Raw genomic sequence first — 23,852 nt, forward strand, 5'->3', positions numbered from 1 at the left:
GCATGGGACCTCAAGGCCCGTACCTAACTTAGCAAAGGGCGAAACAGGGGAATACTCACATGGCTCTATGGATCTAGCAGACAACTGGAGGATCCACCGTGCCTAAAATAAACGTCCATGCTTTGCCGGTCATGGCGTTTGCCCATCCCACTGGAGATATGAAATGCCACAGCGACACCCTTCCAACTCCAACCTGCACTTACATTACAACAATTCATATAACGACCTGGAGGTTCAGATGGAGTCTTTGCCTATGGTGGCCGAGTACCTTGAGGCGCTCCACGCTACGCTGCAGAAAGCCATGAGCGATTACTCTCGAGTGATGGCTTTTCGGGTTGACCCGGTTATTCCTACCGTGATCAGCGACAGGATGACGTCGGAAGACCACAAGCTCCTTATCAAGCGGTTCATCGCTTCCCTGAAAGCCATCATCAAGCACGATAGGACACGGAAGTGTCGGAGCGGCTGGGTGCCGGATACCAAGGTCCGCTACGTCTGGTGTCGGGAGGTCGGCACCAATGGCAAGCCGCACTATCACTTCTTCTTGATCCTCAATCGCGATGCCTACCACATGCTCGGGAAGGCATGCTCGCCTAACGAGAACCTCTCCAACCGCATCTCGCGGGCCTGGTACAGCGCGCTGGGGGTGGGATGGAATCCGGAGGATCCATGGATACATGTACCAGCCAACCCGGTGTACTGGGTCGACAGGGGGAATGTGGGCCACTTTCAGAAGGCCTTCTACCGAGCTTCTTACATGTGCAAGGCTGAGACGAAACACTACGGTCTAGGGCTGCGGGCGTTTGATACCAGTCGGGGCTGAGCACTAGAACAAGAAGGCCACCCGCCGCGAGCGGTTCCCGCCTCAGTGATGCCGTGGTGCCATGGCTGCCTGAGCCGTATGTGGAATGGGCAGGGCAGTCAATACAGTTTTCTGCGAACCACGATAAAGCGTGTGGTCCCAGACTACCTTCTCAATGGGATGGTTCAGCGGTTCAAGGGCTATATCGACGTAAAGCGGTTATCAAAGGCGGTTGGGCTTCAGCAAGCCAATGCGTGCCTGGCGTTCAGAGCCTGCCTCCAGGATTGCTGGAGGCTCTCTTTGTCAGCCCATGGCCTTCACGCGCCAACTCTGGTGAGATAGGCGGCTATAATCACGGCCATTCGAGTCAGCCGCTCACCGAATACAGGAAGCAAGCGTTACATGATCCTTACCCTCAACCAGCTGGAACGGCACTTGTTCAAGGCCGCCGACATCCTGCGCGGGCGCATGGACGCCTCGGAGTTCAAGGAATACATCTTCGGCATGCTGTTCCTCAAGCGCTGCTCGGACGTCTTCGAGCAGCGTCAGGAAGAGGTCCGAGAGCAGCTCAGGCAGGCTGGCAAGAGCGATATCGACATCGCTCAGGTCATCGAGATGCCGAGCTGGTACAAGGCCACCTTCTATGTTCCCGAGCAGGCGCGCTGGCCGTACCTGCTGAAGGAGGCCCATCAAGGCGTCGGCAATGCCTTGAACAAGGCGCTCGCCGGCCTGGAAGAGCACAACACCAGCCTCGCCGGAGTGCTCGAGCATATCGACTTCACCCGCAAGGTGGGCTCCACCACGCTGCCGGACAAGAAGCTGCGCGATCTTATCGTCCATTTCAGTGAGTACCGCCTGCGCAACGAGGACTTCGAGTTCCCCGACCTGCTCGGCGCCGCCTACGAGTTCCTGATTCGCGACTTCGCCGACTCCGCCGGCAAGAAAGGCGGTGAGTTCTACACCCCACGCCCGGTGGTCCGCATGATGGTGCGGCTGATGGACCCCCAGGAAGACCACAGCGTTTACGACCCCTGCATGGGATCGGGCGGTATGTTGATCCACGCCAAGGAGTACCTGGAGGAACAGGGCGGCGATCCGCGCCGGCTCAACCTCTTCGGCCAGGAGACCTCCGGCTCGGTGTGGGCCATCGCCAAGATGAACATGCTGCTGCACGGCATCGGCTCCGCCGACTTGCGCAACGACGACACCCTCACCGATCCTCAGCATGTCGAGGGCGGCGAGCTGATGCGCTTCGACCGCATTCTCACCAATCCGCCTTTCTCGATCGGCTACACGCCGAGCCAGAACTTCCCGGAGCGCTTTTATTACGGCAGCGTGCTGGAAGGCGCCAAGAAGGCCGACCTGATGTTCCTGCAGCATATGGTCGCGAGCCTTAATGCCTCCGGTCGGCTGGCCACCGTCATGCCCCACGGTGTGCTGTTTCGCGGTGGCGACGAGAAGCGCATTCGCGCCGGCCTGCTGGAAGACGACCTGGTGGAAGCGGTGATCGGCTTGGCGCCCAACCTGTTCTACGGCACCGGGATTCCGGCCAGCATCTTGGTGCTACGCGCCAAAGGTGCCAAGCCCGCCGAGCGGCAAGGGCAGGTGCTGTTCATCAATGCCGACGACGAATATCACGAAGGCCGCGCCCAGAACCACCTGCTGCCGGAGCACATCGAGAAGATCGCCAGCACCTATGAGGCTTTCGAGGACGTGTCCGGCTTCGCCCGGGCGGTGCCCCTCGCGGAGCTGCGCGACAACGACTACAACCTCAACATCCGCCGCTACGCCGACAACACCCCGCCGCCGGAGCCTCAAGACGTACGCGCCCACCTCAAGGGCGGCGTGCCGCTGGCCGAGATCGACGCCAGGCGCCCGCTCTTCGACGCCCAGGGACTCGACTCTATGGGGCTCTTTACGCCGAAGGCGAACGATCCCGACTATGTGGACTTCGCCGAGTCACTCAACGAGAAACGCGACCTCAAACCGGCCATCGAGGCGGACGCCGGCCTAACCGCCAAGGAAGCCCGGGTGATGGACGCCTTTGAGACCTGGTGGGCCGAGCATGGCGCCAGCATCACCACCCTCTCCGGCAACGGCGGCCGGCTCACTCGGCTGCGCGACGAGCTGCTGGGCAGCTTCACCGCCGCGCTGGAGCCCACCGCCATGCTCAACCGCTTCGCGGTGCGCGGGATCATTGCTGGCTTCTGGTTCGACAATAAGAACGAGTTCCGCACCCTGCAGGCCCGCGGATGCCTGGGCGTGGTGGACGCCTGGCGTACCGCCATCGTGAGTCAGTTGGACGACGAGCAGAGCAAGGCCAACCCCCTCGACCACCGCCTGGTCCACTTCCTGTTGCAGGACTACGTGGCTGAGCTGGAGGAGTTGAGCGCTCGCAGGGCGGAGCTGGACGCTCGCATCAAGGCCGCCGAGGCGATGCCCGAGGGCGACGACGGAGACGAGGCGGAACCGGATGGCGGCGAGGACGACGACGCCCCCACGCCGCAAGAGGTCAAGGCCTGGAAGAGCGAGCGTACCCAGGTCCGCAAGCAACACAAAGCCAAGGTCGCCAATTTCGAGAATCGCCTGAATGCTGCCGTGGATGCCTTGGACGAAACCGCCGCCGCCGAACTGGTCGGCAACATCCTGCACAACGAGCTCAAGGCCATCCTCGAACGCTATATCCGCCAACAGCGCCAGCAGGTAATCGTCGCCTTCGAGACCTGGTGGGACAAGTATCGGGTGACGCTGGCCGACATCGAGGCCGAGCGGGATGCTGCCGCCAAGGAGCTGCAGGGTTATCTGGAGGGGCTTGGGTATGTCTGAAACAACGCTTCGACCTGGCTACGAGAAACCAGAAGAACAGAGTCTCCCTGATGATTGGGCAGTGTTGCGCCTACATGAATCATGCACCTTCCATCAAGGTGGAAAGCTTGGAATAACCAAAAGCTCTGGCTATGTTACCAGCGGAGCTCCTGCTTACAGTGCTGCCGGGCAAGATGGTTACGTTAGTCAGGTAGAGTTCACCAATACGGATGGCGTTGTCCTGTCTGCAATTGGCGCCAACTGTGGCAGGTGCTTCTTCGCTTCAGGCGACTGGACAACACTTGCGAATATACAGGCAATAATCCCTTCGCCGAACAAACTGGATGCAAAATATCTTTACTATAGAGTGAACCGAGAGAGCTACTGGCCTCGTTCCGGCTCCGCGCAACCATTCATAAAGCCGAGTGATATTCGGAGCTGCTGGATTGCGCATCCTCCCGTTAGGCAGCAAAGGCTTATTGCCCGCATCCTCGATACCCTCGACACCCAGATCCAGAAGACCGAGGCACTGATCGCCAAGCTGGAGAAGGTCAAGGAAGGCCTTCTCCACGACCTGCTGACACGCGGCATCGACGATAACGGCCAGCTGCGCCCCAGCGCCGAGCAGGCGCCTGAGCTTTATAAGGAATCCCCGCTGGGGTTGATTCCGAGGGCGTGGGTTGTCAGACCTTTGGAAGATTATACATCCTCAGAAATCACCTATGGAATTGTACAGGCGGGGCCTCATGTCGAAGGAGGCATTCCCTATATAAGAACTGGGGATATGTCAGGTGATTATTTGGACGCCTCCCAGCTCCTCAGGACATCCCCCAGCATCGCTGCCAATTATAAGCGCTCCGAGGTGAGTGCTGGCGATCTGGTTGTTTCCATACGTGCAACGGTAGGTAAAGTACTGCCAGTCCCAGGAGAGCTCGCTGGTGCAAATCTGACACAAGGCACAGCAAAAATAGCCCCATCCAGAAAAGTTGATCGCGACTACTTGATATGGGCAATGCGAAGCAAAGCAGTTAGAGAAGCTATCGACCTTGAGGTGAAAGGTTCTACCTTCAAAGAAATCACTCTCGCTGCACTCAGGCAAGTCCCTCTTGCCTCACCATCCAACCCAAGTGAGCAAGTCCAGATTGGCAAAGCGCTGCAAGATATAGGTGGTGTGCTTAGCAAAGAATATGGTGTGCTGGAAAAACTCAAAGTGCAAAAGCACGGCCTAATGGACGACCTCCTTACCGGCCGCGCCCGCGTCACCCCGCTTCTCGAAAAGGCGCAGGCCACCACCCTGGCATAGACCGGGGCTCTCATAACAAAACATCCCGACACCAAGACCTCATCGCACAGGGAACCGCCATGACCACCTTCGACAGCACCAAGCGCTCGTTGCCCGAGCTACTCAAGGACATCACCAACGGCAAGATCCAGCTCCCTGACTTCCAGCGCGGCTGGGTGTGGGACGACGACCACGTGAAGAGCCTGCTGGTCAGCATCGCCCGCTCCTTCCCCGTGGGTGCGGTGATGCTGATGGAAACAGGCGGCGAGGTGCGCTTCCAGACCCGACCGGTGGAGGGCATCGATCCCAACACCGTGACCGAGAATCCGGACCACCTGATCCTCGACGGCCAGCAGCGCCTTACCAGCCTGACCCAGGCGGTAGGCCTGGATGCCCCGGTGGATACTCGCACCGCCAAGGGCAAGAAGGTCCGGCGCCACTACTACTTCGACATTCGCATGGCACTGGAAGGTGAAGACCGTCTGGAGGATGCCGTGGTGGCGGTGGATGAAAACCGCCAGACGACCAAGAACTTCGGCCGCGACGTGGACTTGGACCTCTCCACCCGCCAGCTCGAGTGCGAGCAGTTGTTCTTCCCCTGCGACAAGATCCTCGATCCCTCGGATTGGCTACAGGACCTCTTCGTTTACCACCAGGAAGTCATGGGGGAGTTTCTGGAGTTCCAGAAGAAGATTCTCGGCGCCTTCTCCGCCTATCAGTTGCCAGTGATCGAACTGAAGAAGGAGACCTCCAAAGAAGCGGTCTGCTTGGTGTTCGAGAAGGTCAACACCGGCGGCGTCCAGCTTTCGGTTTTCGAGCTGATTACTGCCAGCTATGCGGCGGAGGGCTATAATCTGCGCGACGACTGGTTCGGCTCCGATATTCGCAAGGTCCCCTCGCGCAAGGCCCGCCTCGAGAACCACGAGCTACTGGCGGATGTCGAGAGCACTGACCTGCTCCAGGCCATCACCTTGCTGCATACCCATGAACGTAAGCAGGAGGATCTGGCCGCCGGCAACACCGGCAAGCAGGTGCGTCCGGTCAGCGCCAAGCGCGCCTCGGTGCTGGACCTGCCCCTGGATGCCTACAAGCGCTGGGCCGACGCCGTGGAGAAGGGCTTCGTCGAGTCCGCCTACTTCCTCAAGGGGGAGTGCTTCTACAGCCGCCGCGAGCTGCCCTACGCCACCCAGCTGGTGCCCCTCGCCGCCGTGTTCACCTTGCTCGGAAACCGCTGGCGCGAACCCCGTATTCACGCCAAGCTCTCACGCTGGTTCTGGAGCGGCGTGCTGGGCGAGCTCTACGGCGGTTCCGTTGATACTCGTATAGCCCTGGACTTGGAGGAGTTGATGAACTGGTTCGAGGATGACGCCGAATTGCCACGCACAGTGATCGACGCCTCCTTCGATCCCACCCGCCTGGAGTCGCTGCGCAGCCGCAACAGCGCAGCCTACAAGGGCATCAACGTGCTGATCCTGCGCGAGGGTGCGGAGGATTTCTTCTGGAAAGGCGATATCCAGGAGCTGGATCTTCAGGGCGTTGAGCTGGATATCCACCATATTTTTCCGCGTACCTGGTGCGAAGCACAGGCCATTGCACCTAGGATCTACGACGGCATCATCAACAAGACGCCGATCTCCGCCCGCACCAACCGCATGATCGGCGGGGATGCGCCGTCTGAGTATCTGGCCCGCTTGCAGGACCACAAGCAAGTCCAGCTCGATGACGAGGCGATGAACGACATCCTCGAAGGCCACCGTATTCCGACCGAGGCCCTGCGCGCCGACGACTTCCATGCTTTCTACCAGCAGCGCAAGAATCGCCTGCTGGAGATCATTGAGAAGGCCATGGGCAAGAAGCCGCTGGCGGGTGCCGATGAGGAGGGGGAAGACTGAGCCATGGCCAATGACCTCTCGCGCAGCCTGAATCCTCGAAAGGCACTGATCTTTCGCATCACGCATCGAGACAATCTGCCGTGGCTGCTGGCTCATGGGCTCTACTGCAGGTCGGCTGAGGAGCAGGATTCGAACTTCGCTACCATCGGCAAGCAGGAGTTGATCGACAAGCGAATGACGCGAGAGGTGCCGATGCCACCAAGTGGCGTTCTAAGCAATTACATCCCGTTCTATTTCACACCGGCGTCGATGATGCTCTACAACATCGTCACCGGCCATGGCGTGCCGAGGCAGGACCGCGAGGATATCGTCGTACTGGTGAGTTCGTTACCGCATCTGAAGCAGCTCGGTATCAGTTTTCTTTTCACCGATCGGCATGCTTACCTGGCCAATGCCGAGTTCAGCGATCGGCTGGAGGATCTTGCGGATTTCGTTCCCTGGGATCTTCTGCAGGCCAAGGACTTCAAGCGCGACCTCGAGAATCCCGACAAGACGGATCGCTACCAAGCCGAGGCACTGGTACACCACCATCTGCCGGCCTCGGCACTGTTGGGCATTGGTGCGTATACTGACGAGGTGCGCGTCGATATCGAAACACAGGCCATGGCCCATGGCCTTCAACTGAAGGCGGTCACAAGGCCCAACTGGTTCTTCTCATGATCGAATACACTCAAGGAAATCTGCTCGAGGCCGACGTCGATGCTCTGGTCAACACCGTCAACACCGTGGGTGTGATGGGCAAGGGCATCGCCTTGATGTTCAAGGAGGCGTTCCCGGAGAACTACGCCGCCTACATAGAGGCTTGCAAGCAAGAAGAGGTGATAACTGGCAGGATGTTGGTCACCGAGCAGGATGCCCTGCTGGGGCCACGCTGGATCATCAACTTCCCCACTAAGCAGCACTGGCGTGCCAGAACGCGAATGGAGTGGATCGATGCTGGTCTGGAAGATCTTAAGAGGGTGATCCACGAGCGAGGCATTCGCTCTATTGCCCTGCCGCCACTGGGCTGTGGTAACGGCGGACTAAACTGGGACGACGTAAAGCCTCGTATCGAAGTAGCCTTGGGCGAGCTGGATGACGTTCGGGTGTTGGTGTTCGAGCCCACGCCTCAGTATCAGAATGTCGCTAAACGCAGTGGTGTGGAGAAGCTGACGCCGGCGCGTGCACTAATGGCCGAGCTGGTTCGCCGCTATTGGGTGCTGGGCATCGAGTGTTCACTGCTGGAGGTGCAGAAGCTTGCCTGGCTGCTGGAGCATCGCATCCTCGCCCATGGTCTGGAGAATCCCCTTCGACTCGAGTTCCAGCCCCACCGCTATGGCCCTTACTCAGACCGGCTGCGTCATCTCCTCAATGGCCTGGATGGCAGCTATTTACACAGCGAGAAGCGCATCAATGATGCCGCTTCCGACGAAGTCGTATGGTTCGATGAGTCACGGCGCGAGCGCCTCAACACCTATCTGCGCAGCGCCGAGGCCATGCCTTATGCCGAGGTGCTGGAGGAAGTCGACGCCTTGATCGACGGCTTCCAGTCTCCCTTGGGTATGGAGGTGCTGGCGACACTGGACTGGCTGATCAGTCAGGAACGTATCGAGCCCACCGTCGAAGCGATCAAGGAAGGGCTACGACACTGGCCTGATGATGTGGCTGGCAAGCGCAAGCTGCGCCTGTTCTCGGACCGCCTGATCGCGCTGGCACTGGAGCGACTGACGAGTGGGGCCGGTGTTCAGGCACCTTTGATTGCCGAGTCGTAGGACGGTATGACAGCGGACCTCGAACGGTAGGGAGGGGATCGTGGCGGAAGAGGCGCCGGTTACACGTATTGATCGCGAACGGCTATATGAAAAGGTGTGGTCATCGCCCATGAGCCATCTGGCTCGTGAGTATGGGGTGGTGAGCCAACGGCTGAAGGATCTGTGCGACAAGGCCGGAATACCCACGCCTCCCGCAGGCCACTGGTCGCGGGTGGCGGCTGGAAAGGCCGTGACTCGTCCGCCGCTTCCCGAAGCACCCAGCGATGTCAGTAGTACCGTGGTCATAGAGCCTTCCCCATCTCGCCGCAAGACATCCCCCCGAGCTGATACACCAAAGGTGTCTGGTAGAAAGGCCAAGCCATCGGCGACATCGACGCCGGAGTCGAAGAAAGAGGCGCCCGCCAAATCTGGTCCCAGCTTGAGCGTACCGGCGCAGTTGAGAAATCCCCATCGCATCATCGCCGGCTGGCTGGAGAATCATAAAAGACGCAAGGAAAATGCTCGGCGTAGCTATCTACATGGTTCGGTACCGTCTCCTTTTACCTCGATGGATCGCCGCCGGCAGCGGATTCTCGATACCCTTTTCAAGGCCATAGAGAAGGCAGGCGGCAGGGCTATCGAGGACGACCGAAAGAAGTTGACTATCGAGCTTGAAGGGGAGGTGATTCCCATCCAGCTTCGCGAGAAGAACAGGCAGGTTAGTCGCCCCTTGACGGAAGAGGAGAAGCGCTGGAGCTGGAATGAGGGTAAAGACTCGAAGCCCGTACTGCAGCCGATGGGAAAGCTGGTCTTTGAGATCAAGCGCTACTTGCCCAAAGGCTTCAGGCACGACTGGCTGGAAACGGATGAGGTGACGCTGGAAACGCGTCTCCCCGCGATTTTCGATACGCTAATGCAGGCTGCGCCGATCATGGCGCTTGAAACACAGAAACGGCTTGAGCAGGAGCGTCTCGCCAGAATTGCCGAGCATGAACGCCATCTTGCTGAGCAGGCGCGTCAACGAGACGACAATCAGTGGCAGCGGTTTCTCGAGTTTGCGGATACCTGGGAGCGCCATGAACGAGCCCGTCACTTCCTGCTGGCCCTGAAGCAGCTCGATCTCGATCCGGACGCCATGATCGGGGAGACATCGCTGAGCGAATGGCTGGCCTGGGTTGAGCACAGGCTGGAAACCGGGAATCCGCTGAATCAGGGCATCGATGCCCTATTTGCCGATATCGAGAAAGTGACCAGCTACACCTACTCTCATCAGCGAAGGCAGTGGTAACGGCCTTCAGGTTTCCCGCGGCACAATGTGTCCATTAGCATCACTATTCTTTCATCGCGTATTGGAGCCAGGGAATGGCAGGTCCCGAGTACACAGGCGTAGAGAAACCCTTTATCGACCAGCTGGTAGGCCAGGGCTGGGAGCTCCTGGCCGGCTCGGGGGACGATCCTGCCGTCACTCATCGTGAGAACTTCGCCCAGGTGGTGATGGAGCCGCTGCTGCGCGAGCGGCTACGCAATATCAACCTGCGCGACGATGAGCCCTGGCTCGACGAGGCGCGCCTGGACCAGGCGGTGTCGGCCATCACCCGCCTGCCGGCCAACAAGGTGCTGGAGACCAACAAGCTCGCCACCGAGCTACTGCTAAACGGTCTGGCGGTGGAGGGGCTCGAGGGCTGGGACGGCGGCCGCGGCCAGACGCTGCGCTTCATCGACTGGGATGAGCCTGCCAACAATGTCTTCACGGTGGTCAATCAGTTCAAGGTGAAATGTCCGCCCGGCCATGACTCGGCCAAGGGCCACGTGATCCCGGACCTGGTGCTGTTTGTCAACGGCATCCCGCTGGTGGTGGTGGAGTGCAAGAGCCGCACCGTGCCGGAGGGTCTCAGCGAGGCGGTGGATCAGCTGCGACGCTATCACGACCAACGCTTCCTGGAGAACGAGGTCGAGGAGCATGAGGGCGCACCGGCTCTGTTCGCCACCAGCCAGTTCCTGGTGGCCAGCAACTTCGACGAAGCGCGGGTGGGCACCATCGGCGCCCGCTTCGCCCATTACCTGAGCTGGAAGACAGTGGCACCGCAGCGCGAGGCGGAGGTAGCCATTAAGCTTGGTGAGGCCGACCTCTCCGCCCAGCAGCGCCTGATCATCGGTATGCTCATGCCGGCCAACCTGCTGGACATTGTGCGTCACTACACCCTGTTCATGAACAACGGCGGCCAGGAGATAAAGCTGGTATGCCGCTATCAGCAATATCGTGGCGTGACTCGAGCGGTCGAACGGCTGAAACACGGCAAGACGCGCCACGAAGATGGCGAATCCGACCGCCGTGGCGGCATCGTCTGGCACACTCAGGGCAGCGGCAAGAGCCTTTCCATGGTGTTCTTGGTGCGCAAGCTGCGTACCGATCCGACCCTGCGCCGCTTCAAGGTCGTGGTCATCACCGACCGTAAGGACCTACAGGCCCAGCTCTCCGCCACTGGCGAGCTCACCGGCGAGCGCGTCGAGAAGGCCGGCAACACCACCCAGCTCAAGAAACTGCTGGCTCGCGACGGTCCCGGCCTGGTGTTCGGCACCATCCAGAAGTACCGCGATCCGGATACCGAAGACGAGACGCCCGGCGAACACTACGCCATTACGTCGCCGGGCCTGGATAGCGGCCGTCGCGATGCCGCCGAGCCGAATGCTTCCACGATCGATAACTCACCGAAGAAGCCGACCCTCAGCGAGCCCTTCGAGGTACTCAACACCAGCGAGGACATCCTGATCCTGGTGGACGAAGCCCACCGCACCCAGGCCGGCGACCTGCACGGCAACATGATGCGTGCCTTGCCCAACGCCGCACGCATAGGCTTCACTGGTACACCGATCATTATGGGCGACAAGAAGCGTACCCATGACATCTTCGGCGAATACATCGATCGCTACACCATCAGGGAGTCGGAGCAGGACGGTGCGACGGTGCCGATTCTCTACGAGGGACGCACCGCCAAAGGGGCGATCAAGGACGGCGCCAGCCTCGATGGCCTGTTCGAGGACCTGTTCCGCGATCACAGCAAGGAAGAACTGGAAGCGATCAAGCAGAAGTACGCCACCAAGGGGCAGATCTTCGAGGCGCCGCAGCTGGTCCAGGAGAAGGCCCAGGACATCCTGCGCCACTACGTCACCCATATCTTGCCCAATGGCTATAAGGCACAACTGGTGTCCTATAGTCGCCGTGCGGCCCTGCGCTACTTCGAGGCCCTCGAGCAGGCCAAGGCCGAGTTGCTGGAAGAGGCGCTCTCGCTCTCTCCTGAGGACAAGGCGCTGGATGATACCCAGCTGCTGACGCGTCCGCCACGGGTCAAGGCGGCGATCCAGGCCTGGCGCTACCGCAAGGTGCTACGCGAGCTGGAGTTCGCCGTGGTCTTCAGCAGCGGCAACAACGACGACTCAGCCTGGGCCAGGTGGAGCGATCGTGCCGCCGTCGAGAACCACATCCAGCGCTTCAAGAAGCCGCTACCTCCGCTCGACGGCGAGGCACCCAAGGACGCGACCAAGCACGATCCGCTGGCTTTCCTGATCGTCAAGAGCATGCTGCTGACCGGTTTCGACGCCCCCATCGAGGGGGTGATGTACCTAGACCGTTCGCTGCGCGAGGCGGAGCTGCTGCAGGCCATCGCTCGAGTTAACCGCACCGGCCACGGCAAGACCCATGGCATCGTGGTGGACTACTTCGGCGTGGCCAACCACCTCAAGGAGGCCCTGGCCGCCTACAGCGAGGAAGATGTCGAAGGCGCCCTGCAGAGCCTCAAGGACGAGATCCCGCTGCTGCGCGACCGTCACCTGCGCGTGGTCGATGTGCTGCGTGCCCAGGGCGTGGACGAGTTGGACGACGCCGAGGAGGCGGTGCAGGCGTTGAGTGATGAGCGAGTGCGCGCCGAGTTCATGGTCAAGCTCAAGGAGTTCAACCGCGGCCTGGACGATGTATTGCCCCGCCCCGAGGGTCTGGAATTCGTCAACGACGCCAAACGACTCGCCTATATTCATGCCCTGGCGCGCAACCGCTACAAGGACACCCCAGAGCTGGGTCGCGATACCGGCAACAAGGTACGCAAGCTGATCGACGACTACGTGGTCTCGCTGGGCATCGACCCGCAGATCCCGCCGGTTCAGCTCACCGACGCCGAGTTTGATCAGCATGTGGGACGCCAGGCCGGCGACCGCGCCAAGGCCTCGGAGATGGAGCACGCGGTACGCTCTCATGTGCGCAAGCACTTGGATGAGGATCCGGTGAAGTACGGCCGTCTGAGCGAGCGCCTGGAGGAGCTGCTTGACCAGCTCGATGGCCAGTGGGCCGACCAGGTGGAGGCGCTCAAGACGCTGATACAGCAGTTGCGTGACGGTGCCAGCCTCGATGGCGAGGCGATCCCCGAGATGCCCGCCCACGCCGAGCCTTTCTGGCGTGAGCTGGTGGCCAGCGCGGGCCTGGAGCCGAAGAGTCTGGATCCGGCCACCGCTCAGGCGCTGCTCGACGCTACCGAAGAGGTCGTGGCCACGATCCAACCCGAGATCGCCATTCCCGACTTCTGGAAGCCGTCCCACATCCCGGATCAGGAGCGCCTCAAGCAGCACCTGTTCAGTCAGCTGATGATGGGTAGCCTGGTGCCGGTGGACCAGGCCGAGGCCACCGCCGAACGGCTCCTCGACCTGGCTCGCAGCAACCACCATAAGCTAGTGAAAGCGTGATGCAGCTCGCCGTGGACGACCTTACCTTCGAAGTGCGTGAGAGTTCGCGCCGCAAGACACTGGAAATTACCGTGGACCGCGACGGTGAGCTACTCATCGCTGCGCCCGTCGGTACCGATGAGCAGCTCCTGCGTGACTTCGTGATCGAGAGACGCACCTGGATCTACCAGAAGCTGGCGCAGAAAGCCGAACAACGCCGTCGATTGCCGCACAAGGAGTACGTCAACGGCGAAGGATTCCTGTACCTGGGGCGCAGCTACCGTCTGAAGTGCGTACCCCCTGATGCCCAGGACGCCCCACTCAAGCTCGCCGCAGGGCGTTTCCAACTGCGTGAAGATGCCTTGCCCGATGCGCGTAAACACTTCATCCGCTGGTACAACGCCCGTGCTAGCGACTGGCTCACCACCAGGGTCAAGGAGCATGCCCGCCGTATGGGACTGGAACCCGCTGGCGTGAAAGTCCAGGACCTCGGTTACCGCTGGGGCTCCTGCGGCAAGGGCCATCAGCTCTACTTCCACTGGAAGACCATTTTATTGCCGCGCCACATTGCTGAGTATGTGATCGTTCACGAGCTCGTTCACCTGCACGAACCCCATCATACTCCGGCCTTCTGGCGTTGCCTGGAACGCGCCATGCCGGACTATGAGCAGCGCAAAGGCTGGCTCGCGAGGCATGGAATCGAGGTGGAGGGAGTTTAGGTTTGGCGGTCTAAAACTACGATGAATATCTGTCAGAGGACTTCTTTGCAGCGAGTTCGCCGCACGCATGTTCGACCTGGACGGGGCGCTTGAGATGATGCGCAGTATGGCTGTCACGTAGGGCTAGGAGAGCCATGCTATCCTTGTTGGATGAGGCTGCTATCGACCCAAACCAGACCCTCCCGGGTGTTTAACTTATTTACAGACACGATATTAATGATGCATGGCTGGCACGTATATTGACTTGAGCGAGAAGACGCGTACATCCAACGATTAAATCGTTCCGTCTATACCTGTTATGCCCTAGGTGGTACCAATATACGAGAGGATTATTCTTGAGATTACACCTAAGTAACTTGGACGAATTGATTCAGAATGTTCGTAACGTCCATGCGAAAAATTACCTAAACGAAGCTATTGCCGCATACCGAACAGGGGCCTACCGAGCATCCCTGATCGCAACATGGATTGCTGTGTGCGTAGATATAATCGAAAAGCTCCGAGAGCTGAGCCTTAGTGAAGACCCTGCAGCGAAAAAATGGGAACAACAGCTAGATAAAATTCAGCCTAATGATCCAAGAGCTATGCTGGATTTCGAAAGAAACTTACTAAATATTGCATGCGATGAGCTGCAGCTTATTTCAACAATCGAAAAGTCACACTTAGAACGTTTAAAAGATGACAGGAATATATGCGCGCATCCTACATTTTCGGATGATGGTAGCCAATTCTCGCCACCTGCAGAATTAGCTTTAGCATACATCGTTCAGTCAGCAAATTACCTTCTAGTCCATCCGCCAGTCAAGGGTAAAGTAATTGTTAAAAGACTGTACGAGTTGATTAACGAATCCTCATTCCCAGAAGGTGAGGAAAAGGCTTTCACCTTACTTTCGTCGGAGAATAATTTAGGTAGAGTGAAAGATAGCGGCGTAAGAAACCTAGCCATACTCATTTTGAAGAGGATCTTTCGCGACGAGACGGGTGTTTCACAGGAGCTATTAAATCGTTTGTCTGCATCTTTAAGCGCCATACAAAGGTTATATCCTGAGATTTATGAAGAAGTTATCTCTAACAAGCTGGCGGGCATGCTGTCTGAAGCGAATGATACCCGACTCAAACGGATATTTCCGTTCCTAAATTTGAGAAATGAGCTTTGGTCTAAAGTTGAATATGCAGAAAGAGTACGTATCGAAGGCATAATTCATGCAATGGGTTCTGAGGAGATTTCAAAATATCAAGTTACCAGGCTTGTTGAAATAAACGCAGACATAAGAAAGCAAGTATTTGAAAAAATTGATCGCTTAAACGATGTTGAGAAGGCCAAAGCAATAGCAGCTTCCCCATCGGTATTTTTTAAAGATAGATCTATCCACCTGTTTTCTGAATCGCTCAGCTTTAATTCGGCTGAGTTTAGAGGAAATCAGCTGCTGCTACCCATTAGCTCTACCTTCAATGACAAGGATTTAGAAAGTATTTTCAATGGTGCGATAGATAATACTGGGTCTCATGGGATTAACCAGGTGCTGAACGCTGGCGCAATTGGTGCATTCTTTTCTGGCCTCTATACTGAGACTAAAGCGGCACCGTTAAATCATCGAGCGCTTTGGGAAAATTTCTGGGAAAGAGTTTCAGAAAAAGGATTTTCGTATAATGCCTTGCGGGAAAAGTTGATAGAGGACCAGTACATTGCTCCCAATGAAGACGAAGAGGACGATGACGAAATTCCCTTTTAAAAGGCATAAACAATGCCTCAACGGGATCGGGTTCCCGCTCGCACTCCAAATCAATCCGAAACGCGGACGTTTATATCAGGACCTTCTGAACATCCGCTCATGGCCGAAAACTGAAGTAAAGATTGGCTTGAAAAGGAAGCCGATGATTATCAAATCCCCCCTACTCACTCGAATCACTTGCCTCTTCGTGGCCTCCATCAGCTGGCCGCGGCCGGCTTCCACTAGTCTCAGGCAGTTGTGGGTACGGATAACGATATTATAGGGGGCTGCCGACAGCATGCTAAATGAGGGAGTCAGCGGTGCTAACTGTTTTTTCATCGAGGTGTTGAAATGCTGAGTTTTTTGTAAATTTATTTTTTTGTTTATAAGAATATTATTGTCTATTGTTGATGCGTTTGAAAAATCTATTATTAGCAATGAAAGGTTTGATGAGGAATTGAGGAGGGAGGGGGTTAGGAAGAGGTTTAGAAGGTTTGTTGCATACCTTTTTGTAGTTTCTTTTATATGGCAGTTATCACATTTTATTCCTGTTGATGATGTTTTTTCTACTACTAGAGAGGCTGTGTCAGGTTTCCTCTTTGGGAATATTGTTGGTCTTTTTTTATACATTGCTCGCGATAGAAATAAGTATCTCAGTTGGAAGGAGCTTGAGTCTCAAGATAAAATCCTCTTAGTTGGAATGGCGATGCTTGGATTTTTTATGCCAGGAATGTTGTTGTCTGGTCATTTAGGGGTGGCGGCTGCGGCTGGGGGAGTGACTGCTTATACTGTAACTTTACCCTTTTTTTATGAAAGCTGGAGAGGGGCGCGACTTGATAAAATTAATCATGTAAGGATACAAAAAGAAGTCTGTAAACAGGTGTGCTCTAAAATGTGTGATGGTTGTCTTTCATATGAGCGTGGAGAGTAAAGGGCAATTTTATTTTTATATGGCCTTTGAGATGCTCTACAGGAGAAATTATGACTGAACGTTACGCCAAAAGAAGTCTTTGGCTTTGAGCTGAGTCCGGATTCTTAATTCTCCTTTTGGCGAGCTATTGGACCTTTGTAAGTCCGCTTCTGGCCGAAAGAGGAAATCAGTCTCTACTGGACTCAAAAAACATCCAACGCCCCCGAAGCGTCTGGTGCAAGTCATATCTGCTCAGCAATGGCGCTCTTGTCGATAATCGACCAGACGGTCTTGATCTTTCCGTCACCATTGAATTCATAGAAGACATTCTCTTCGAACTGCACGCGCTTGCCGTTGACCGGTAGTTCGAACAGCATGCCGACGGGGGTGCAGTTGAACTGCAGACGACTGGCGACATGCGGGGGCTGTGAGACCAGCAAGGCGACTTCAAAGCAAAGATCCGGAATGGCCTGAAAATCGCGTTCCAGCATGGAGAGGTAGCCCCTCAGCCCTATGCTTTTCCCATTGTGGCTGACGTTCTCGCTGACATAGCGGCCCAGGTTGTCCCAGTCCTGTTGGTTCAGGCACTCGATGTAGCCACGATAGCTTGCAGTCAACTCGTCGCTGTTCATTGCGTTACCTCATTAACTTGCACCCCGCTCAATGTAGCCGGGCGGGGACATCTTGCAAGTCAATGACCCCTTTGTCTGTCGAGGTGCATGGGGTTTCACAGAGGGTCCGCTTCTGGCCGAATGGGGGGCGTCAGGCTAGGCTATTGGGCAGTTGGCGATCCAAGGCGTAAAGACAACAAGCATGATTATAGCTATTAGGTTAGAGGTAAACAATGGAGTGGGTTCAAGAAAATTGGTTGGCAATTTACGGGGCCATCGTTGGTACGATAGCCCTCGCTCTAAATTTCGGGCGGTTTTGGTTAATGCTTCAGCGTGGGAGGAGAACTCTCAAGGTTGAATCAACTGTTTCAGAACAAGCTCAGCGGCATCTTGATCAATTAGCCAAACCAGAGGACCCCTTTGCACGTGGTTCTTTGCTCGGACCAATATTTGATGTGACTGTTATTAATTGCAGTCATGTGTCAATGCATATTCATGATGTGGGCGTAGAAGTTGATGAGGCAGAGGGAAAGAGAGCTGTTCAGGCTTTAGTGCGAAGTGGTAGTCATGGCTTCCTCTCTCCTCTTGCCAAGTCGGGCGGGGATGATTTGCCTGCTGGATCAAGGCGATCATACCCTATCTGGCTGAAACGCAGTTACACACTTCCTAAAGTAATCGGATGCTATGTAATCGACCAAACAGGTAAAAGATATAAAGGTAAGTTTAAGTCTGTGGGTGAAGAGCTTGTTGTCCCAGATAAACCAGAGGAGCCTAAAAAATCAATGCAGCCGACTGGTAACACGTCGGCTGATTGAAAAGTTATGTGAGAGCGGCCTAAGCGACCGCTCTTGGCCGTTAGCAGCCAGTCCCTCAAAAAATAAAGGGTATCCGGATTAAGTGGTTGACGATCCTTGCTGCTCCATCAATACCTTAATCCTCCCAGAAGGTTGATAGATCGACGCCGAAGTTCTTCTCTGGCTCTGGGAGCCCCATGCTGTAGGTAATGGTGGCCTTGCCTAGGAATGGGGATTCCTTGGTCTGCGGTGCCCTTTTCTTGTGCTTGGTGGTGTATAGCATCCGGGCTCGCATCACCTCGAATGAATAGCCTCGCCCATCGCGGTTCTTGTCCTTGGCCAACCGGTTAATCGACTCCGTAAAGGCGTTGGTGATCGGGGTGTCGGTCTCGAAGTAGGTCAGCATCTCTTCACGCCAGCCGCTGACGGCGCTGACGAGATCCTTCCAGACCTCCTTCTGCCCCTGCGGGATATCGTCAATCCAGGCAGCTAGCGCCTTCTCAGCATCACGCCGGCTGGTGCAGTCCCAGATGTGGTAGAACCGCTCCTTGTGCTTGTAGGCTACCAAGAGCTGAGGGAAGGTCCCTGTCCAGGTCTCCATAATGAGCCGTTCACGGTCTGAGATATCGTAAGCGCGCTTCAGCAGGATTTTTCGATCACCCTTGAGGGTTCGACGCTGGTTGGCCTTCAGTTCCTTCCTAAGGTCCTTGCGGACCTTCTCCAAAGCTTCGTTGGCCATGCGCACGACGTGGAACTTATCGACCACGATGCGGGCCTGTGGAAGAACCGCCTGAACAGCGCGGCGGTAGGGCTTCCACATATCCATGCTGACGATCTCCACATTGTGGCGGTCGGTCATGTTCATGAGGCGCTTGGTCACGGCATCCTGCTGACGACCGGGCAGAAGGTCCAGCAGGGTTCGCTCCTCTAGGTTGGTCAGAATACAACGGTAGCGGCGGTTTAAGTACAGCTCGTCGATTCCCAGACAGCGCGGCGTCTCGAAGCGGTGCCAAGCCGCCAGAAACTCGGCTTTCTTCTTGAAGATCTCGCGGACGGTCTTCTCGTCGAGGCCCGTGGTATCGGCAACGTATGCGAAAGGGTGGTTGAACGCTTCCTTCTCGACGTGGCTGTAAAGTCTCCGCGTCATGCGGTGAGTGTCCACCATTTCAAGGAGGGATGGGCGGAACGTCTTTCCACAGGCTCGGCAGGTGTACCGGCGACGGACAACCCAGAGAGTAACCCGCTTTCCGTGGATGGGAAGGTCACGGTAAGCCACGTCTCGCTTCCCGAACCTGACGAACTCACCTTCTACTCCACACTCCTCGCAGGCTATAGGCTCAGGGGCGTCTACCTGGAAATGGAGGTCATGCTCTTCCACCTTGGTGCCTAAGACGAAATACTCCGGCAGGTGGAGGATGTTGTCTGGCAAATTGGTCACACAATTCCCTTACTGGCCCAGCTTGCCAGAAGGCAACAGGGCCTTGATCCCACATGATCATAACCTCCGATGGTTTGCAAGATTACGGAGCCCATCAAATCACTTAAAAGAAAGCTTCATTAATTGGATAATCCCGGTACCGCTGGGATATGTGTTAAATGTGTTCAGACAGGTACTAATCAATGACCCCCGGATAACGCTTTTTAGCTCGGTAGAGACGATAAATCGTTATAGAATTGGTCAAAATCACGAGTGCTTCGGCCAGTGCCCCCCCGACCGAGCCAGCCAGGATATGGCTGAGTGTCCATGCTAGTGCTGCCAGGCCTAGCGAAACACGCATTGGAATACCCCGGAGCAAAAACATGCCCACCGTACCCAGCACCATTGCCACAATGGCGGGCAGGTCTGCCCAGCTCTGCCAGGTAAGCACGGAAGCCACGCCACTTGCCGCCAACACAACTACCATCGCTATCTTACTGCCCGGATAGTGGCGTGCGAGTGCAACGCGCGCGATCACCAGCAGCGACAAGGCAGCGGCAGTCCAGCTCTCAAAAAGCATGAACTGTAAGGCGAAGGCCACGTTGGCGGAGAGCAGCAGCATCAATAGCCGATCGTCCTGCTTGCTGGAAAAGGCCCAGACGCAGAGTGCCAGCGACACCAGACCAAAAAACTGACCGGCCACCGTGCTATAGCTTTCGAACATAGAACTACATACTCCGCATCAACAAGGCAGTTGAAGCTTATCCAACTGCTTGGCAAGCGCCTTTCGGTCTGTTCCTTCAAGCGCTTTAAGTGGCAGCGGTAAGCAGGGAGACGCGGCCAAGCCCTTGAGTTCCGCTGCCGTGGCTACCACACGTAGACTGCCGCCATGTTGGCTGAACAGTGCCCATAGCGGGTTCAAGCTTTCGGAAAGGCGCAAGGCTTCCTGGCTATTGCCTGCTTGGGAAGCACGAGTGATGGCCAGGGCTGTCTGTGGAAACAGGCCGCCAATCACCGAATACCAAGCCTCACATCCCGCATTCAGGCCTGTGGCTGCCAAGGGGTCACCGCTGACCCCGATCGTGACATGAGACGGGATGAGCATTCGCAGATGCTCGACACGCACCCTGGCAGCTTCAGGTTCTGCTGGAACGCCTGGAATCTTGATGGAGCCGACGTTGGGAAGTTGGGCGATGCGCCCATGTAGCTCGTCACTGAATTCGAAATGGGTGGTGCCAGGGTTGTCGTAGACACATAGCGGCACTGACAATTGGCGTGTCACGGTTTCGTAGAGTCCGAAGACTTCATCCTCGGATAGTTTCTGGTACGACATCGGAGCCAGTAGCACAGCGCTCGCCCCCGCCGCCTGTGCATCTTCGGCTAGAGCCAACACCTCTTGGGTACTCAAGGCGCTGATGCCAATGATGACTGGGACATCACCGGCATGCTTCACCGCAAGCTGCGCAATGCATGTCCGCTCCTGCCGAGTGAGATAGGCGTAATTCCCCGTCGACCCCAGCGCACCGATGGAATCGACGCCCGCATCGGCCAGGCGCTCGATCAGTCGTATAAAGGCTATCTCGTCGACTATGCCATGCTTCATGGGAGTCAAGGGAAAGGCACTCAGGCCGGAAAACATGGCTCGATTCTCCTCAGCGAACGGACAATAAATGATGGCCTTGGATGAAAGACTCATGTCCCTCCCGGTCAGGCCTCACGGTTGGCAATCGCCACTAGCACTCCCAAGGTCATCATGGTGGCCCCTGACAGCCGGGACAGGAGGCGCTCCCTGGCTGCCTTGGCAACCCCCGACCCGACGATTCGGCTCGCGGCAAAAACGGCAACCAAGTCCACCGTACTGTTCAGCAGGACGCATATGCTCCCGAGTAGGATAAACTGAGGGGCCATGGCTTGCTGCGCCGATACGAACTGGGGAATAAAAGCCAGAAAGAACATGGCAGTCTTCACGTTCAGCGTCTCGACTATGATGCCATCCCTAAATGCCTTGGCAGGACCGGCTCGCCTGACGGCAAATGACCCTGAGTCATCCGGCTTGGACAAGATCATCTTGATACCCAGATAGATCAGATAAGCTGCTCCGAGGTACTTCACGACCATAAAAGCCATCGCCGACTGGGCAATCAGCAATGACAGGCCCAAGGCTGCGGCTAACACATGCACTAGGCCGCCCAAGGACAAGCCCAGTGTCGAGGCAATGCCTTCCACCCTGCCGCCAGCGACGGTGCGTGCCACCACATAAGCGACACCGGGGCCGGGGATGATAGCCAGCAGCGTGGCTGCCATCAGAAAGCTGATCGTGGGAAGCATGACCTTCTCCTAGGGTGTATTGCCGGGGTCTATGCTGATCAGCCGGGTGTCGATGACGGCATCCGGCATCATATGGCGCAACCCTTGAACGAGACGATCCCCGGCCTCGTCAAGCGCGTCCAGCGGCATCGCAGGTAGGCTTTCCAGAATGAACCACATACGCGTCGCATCAGCACTCAGCCGGGTCCGAATCCCTTGCCGCCAATTCCAGCGTCGACAGGTCACCCCGATATCGTCCCGCCACACAACTTCCCCATTACGGGGAGACTCATAGGCCACCGCGCCATCCTTCATGGTATCGAACGATTCCGTTCCCTTGGCAATAACCAGACTTGGTTCTCCGACATAGGCCGCAATATTCTCGCCACCGACCGGCAAGGCATACTCGATGCTGATCGCATTGTATAAATCAACGACGGGATCAATGCTAGGCAGGCTGCCGTCGCGCAGTACCCGCTTGCGCAGTGCATCGGAGGAGCAGGGGGTGCGCTGTGGTTTGGCGCCGAAGGCACGGAACACCTCGGCCCAAGCCGACGAGTGTGCCTTGGCCCAGGCAACATCCCCCTTGGCTAGCGACCGACAGGCACGGGACAGGGCCTCGGATGCTATATCCGTGTCGACGATCTGCGCTGCCTCTACGCTGATGCTAAGGGCACGAAATCCCGGTGCGATGCGGGATACCCCTGAATCAATTGACGGCAAGACGGAATACACTGGAGAATCTTTTAGTGACCAATTTATTCCATGTTAGTGAACAATGACCAATAAAGTCAATATAACGACCGACCCGGGCGCCGATGCGGAGTCCATCAGCCAGGCCGTCGCCAGTAAGCTCAAAGCGTATAGAAAAGAGCAGAAGCTTTCCCTCGACGAGCTATCCCGACGTGCGGGCATCAGCAAGGGAATGCTGGTCGAGATGGAAAAAGGGCTCGCCAATCCCAGTATCGCCATCCTGTGCAAGGTAGCAGCAGCGCTCGGTGTATCAGTGGCGGACATTGTGAATGTCGCCAGCCCCCCGGCGGTGCACCTGATTGAGGGCCAGGATATCCCGACGCTATGGACTGGCTCCAAGGGAGGCACTGCCCGACTGCTTGCGGGTACAAGCGGACCCAACATGATCGAAATGTGGCGTTGGGAGATGCAACCTGGGGAGCTATTTAAGGCGCTCAGCCATCCGAATGGAACGTATGAGCTGTTTCATGTAGAGCGAGGAGAACTGAGGATAGAAGTCGGTGAAACCGAGCTGATCGTTCCAACTGGCTGTTCAGCCGTGGCAAGGACGGACGTACCCCATCTGTACGCTAATGATGGCGAATCCAGGCTTGTATTTACTATGACTGTTGTCGAGCTACATCAGTAGTTGCCGGTATTTTAAATATTTGGCCATTACATTTTTCTATGGCGCAAGAGCCCGGGCAATCAGCTGCTTGGGACTCCAAGCCTGGTTAGATGCATAACAATAAGCATCAACCATTTTATCCGGCGAGAAGATTTGAAGATCCCTTTGACTCGCAATCTAAAATCAACCAGTTAATCCGGATACCCAAAATAAATAGTGCCGTGAATAGCCGGTGCTGCCCCCATGGAGGCAGCACCGGCGTTATGTCGTGATGAAGTGACTCGCGGTCACAGGTACCCCAGCTCCGCAAAGGACTCACATCCCCCGCTCCCGACCACCACATGGTCGATCACCCGGATCTCTACCAGTCCTAGTGCTTCCTTGAGCCGCTGGGTGATGCGCCGGTCGGCGTCACTGGGCGCAGCATCGCCCGAGGGGTGGTTGTGGACCAGAATGACGGCGGCGGCATTGCAGGCCAGGGCTTGCTTGACCACTTCGCGGGGGTAGACGCTGGCCGAATCGATGGTACCGCGAAAGAGTTCCTCGAAGCGGATGACACGATGCTGGCTGTCGAGGAACAGGGCGCTGAACACCTCGTGCTCATAGTCCTGCATCAGCACCTGGAGATACTCGACGGCCGAGGCTGGCTGGTTGATCTTGCGCCCCTTGGCCAGTCGGCGCCGGGCGAGCCGTTTGGCGATCTGCAGCAGCTCGCCTTCGGTCACCGCCTCGGTGACGTGATAGGTGCCGGCGACTTCGCCGGCAATCAATTTACGGTGGGTCATGGTGTGTCTCCTCAGG

Annotated in this window: 20 protein-coding genes; 13 read left to right on the forward strand and 7 right to left on the reverse strand. The window is 56.9% G+C overall.

Annotation, left to right across the window (positions count from 1 at the left end; genetic code table 11):
* Positions 1-163 precede the first annotated feature (163 nt).
* From OP495_RS01985 to OP495_RS02035, 11 genes are all read left to right on the forward strand, one after another.
* On the forward strand, positions 164-823 hold the full coding sequence (locus tag OP495_RS01985) for an inovirus Gp2 family protein (RefSeq protein ID WP_280566810.1): 660 nt from the start codon (positions 164-166) through the stop codon (positions 821-823).
* Positions 824-1,204: 381 nt separating this feature from the next.
* Entirely contained in the window at positions 1,205-3,628 is a 2,424-nt protein-coding gene (locus OP495_RS01990; RefSeq protein WP_280566812.1) for a class I SAM-dependent DNA methyltransferase, read from the forward strand.
* Positions 3,621-4,910: a restriction endonuclease subunit S gene (locus OP495_RS01995; RefSeq protein WP_280566813.1), complete on the forward strand. Its 1,290-nt coding sequence runs from the start codon at positions 3,621-3,623 to the stop codon at positions 4,908-4,910. Before OP495_RS01990 ends, OP495_RS01995 begins: the two co-directional genes overlap by 8 nt.
* 59 nt (positions 4,911-4,969) lie before the next feature.
* Positions 4,970-6,781: a DUF262 domain-containing protein gene (locus OP495_RS02000; protein WP_280566814.1), complete on the forward strand. Its 1,812-nt coding sequence runs from the start codon at positions 4,970-4,972 to the stop codon at positions 6,779-6,781.
* 3 nt (positions 6,782-6,784) lie between these two features.
* Entirely contained in the window at positions 6,785-7,441 is a 657-nt protein-coding gene (locus tag OP495_RS02005) for a DUF4433 domain-containing protein (protein WP_280566815.1), read from the forward strand.
* Positions 7,438-8,532, forward strand: a complete 1,095-nt coding sequence (locus tag OP495_RS02010; RefSeq protein ID WP_280566816.1) for a macro domain-containing protein — start codon at positions 7,438-7,440, stop codon at positions 8,530-8,532. The genes OP495_RS02005 and OP495_RS02010 overlap by 4 nt, the downstream gene beginning before the upstream one ends.
* A 40-nt stretch (positions 8,533-8,572) precedes the next feature.
* Positions 8,573-9,799, forward strand: a complete 1,227-nt coding sequence (locus OP495_RS02015) for a hypothetical protein (protein ID WP_280566818.1) — start codon at positions 8,573-8,575, stop codon at positions 9,797-9,799.
* A 74-nt stretch (positions 9,800-9,873) separates the two neighbouring features.
* Entirely contained in the window at positions 9,874-13,242 is a 3,369-nt protein-coding gene (locus OP495_RS02020) for a type I restriction endonuclease subunit R (RefSeq protein ID WP_280566819.1), read from the forward strand.
* Positions 13,242-13,940: a SprT family zinc-dependent metalloprotease gene (locus tag OP495_RS02025; protein WP_280566822.1), complete on the forward strand. Its 699-nt coding sequence runs from the start codon at positions 13,242-13,244 to the stop codon at positions 13,938-13,940. Before OP495_RS02020 ends, OP495_RS02025 begins: the two co-directional genes overlap by 1 nt.
* A gap of 356 nt (positions 13,941-14,296) precedes the next feature.
* Positions 14,297-15,673 (forward strand): hypothetical protein, encoded by a 1,377-nt coding sequence (locus OP495_RS02030; RefSeq protein ID WP_280566824.1) that lies wholly within the window; start codon positions 14,297-14,299, stop codon positions 15,671-15,673.
* A 376-nt stretch (positions 15,674-16,049) separates the two neighbouring features.
* Entirely contained in the window at positions 16,050-16,583 is a 534-nt protein-coding gene (locus tag OP495_RS02035) for a hypothetical protein (RefSeq protein ID WP_280566827.1), read from the forward strand.
* Between the two features lie 221 nt (positions 16,584-16,804).
* Here the strand turns inward: OP495_RS02035 and OP495_RS02040 are convergent, their stop codons facing one another.
* On the reverse strand, positions 16,805-17,194 hold the full coding sequence (locus tag OP495_RS02040; RefSeq protein ID WP_280566860.1) for an ester cyclase: 390 nt from the start codon (positions 17,192-17,194) through the stop codon (positions 16,805-16,807).
* 212 nt (positions 17,195-17,406) lie between these two features.
* Here OP495_RS02040 and OP495_RS02045 point away from each other — a divergent pair, with 212 nt between their 5' ends.
* Entirely contained in the window at positions 17,407-17,988 is a 582-nt protein-coding gene (locus OP495_RS02045; protein ID WP_280566863.1) for a hypothetical protein, read from the forward strand.
* A 115-nt stretch (positions 17,989-18,103) separates the two neighbouring features.
* Here the strand turns inward: OP495_RS02045 and OP495_RS02050 are convergent, their stop codons facing one another.
* The 5 genes from OP495_RS02050 to OP495_RS02070 all read right to left on the reverse strand — a co-directional run bounded on the left by OP495_RS02050 (position 18,104) and on the right by OP495_RS02070 (position 22,426).
* Positions 18,104-19,405, reverse strand: a complete 1,302-nt coding sequence (locus OP495_RS02050) for an ISL3 family transposase (protein WP_280566866.1) — start codon at positions 19,403-19,405, stop codon at positions 18,104-18,106.
* Between the two features lie 175 nt (positions 19,406-19,580).
* The gene (locus OP495_RS02055; protein WP_280566869.1) at positions 19,581-20,108 is read right to left on the reverse strand and encodes a YgjV family protein; all 528 of its coding nucleotides are present in this window, start codon (positions 20,106-20,108) and stop codon (positions 19,581-19,583) included.
* 18 nt (positions 20,109-20,126) lie between these two features.
* Positions 20,127-21,023 carry a dihydrodipicolinate synthase family protein gene (locus OP495_RS02060; RefSeq protein ID WP_280566888.1) on the reverse strand — a complete coding sequence of 299 codons (897 nt, stop codon included), beginning with the start codon at positions 21,021-21,023 and terminating at the stop codon, positions 20,127-20,129.
* A 68-nt stretch (positions 21,024-21,091) separates the two neighbouring features.
* Positions 21,092-21,712: a LysE family translocator gene (locus OP495_RS02065; RefSeq protein WP_280566872.1), complete on the reverse strand. Its 621-nt coding sequence runs from the start codon at positions 21,710-21,712 to the stop codon at positions 21,092-21,094.
* Positions 21,713-21,721: 9 nt separating this feature from the next.
* Positions 21,722-22,426 (reverse strand): B3/4 domain-containing protein, encoded by a 705-nt coding sequence (locus tag OP495_RS02070; RefSeq protein WP_280566875.1) that lies wholly within the window; start codon positions 22,424-22,426, stop codon positions 21,722-21,724.
* 43 nt (positions 22,427-22,469) lie between these two features.
* Here OP495_RS02070 and OP495_RS02075 point away from each other — a divergent pair, with 43 nt between their 5' ends.
* Complete coding sequence (locus OP495_RS02075) at positions 22,470-23,072, forward strand: helix-turn-helix domain-containing protein (protein WP_280566877.1); 603 nt, start codon at positions 22,470-22,472, stop codon at positions 23,070-23,072.
* 266 nt (positions 23,073-23,338) lie between these two features.
* Here the strand turns inward: OP495_RS02075 and radC are convergent, their stop codons facing one another.
* Positions 23,339-23,836, reverse strand: coding sequence for a DNA repair protein RadC (gene radC / locus OP495_RS02080; protein ID WP_280566878.1), 498 nt, complete (start codon positions 23,834-23,836; stop codon positions 23,339-23,341).
* Between the last annotated feature and the right edge of the window lie 16 nt (positions 23,837-23,852).

It is taken from the genome of Chromohalobacter sp. 296-RDG (assembly GCF_029889885.1).
Classification (GTDB): Bacteria; Pseudomonadota; Gammaproteobacteria; order Pseudomonadales; family Halomonadaceae; genus Chromohalobacter.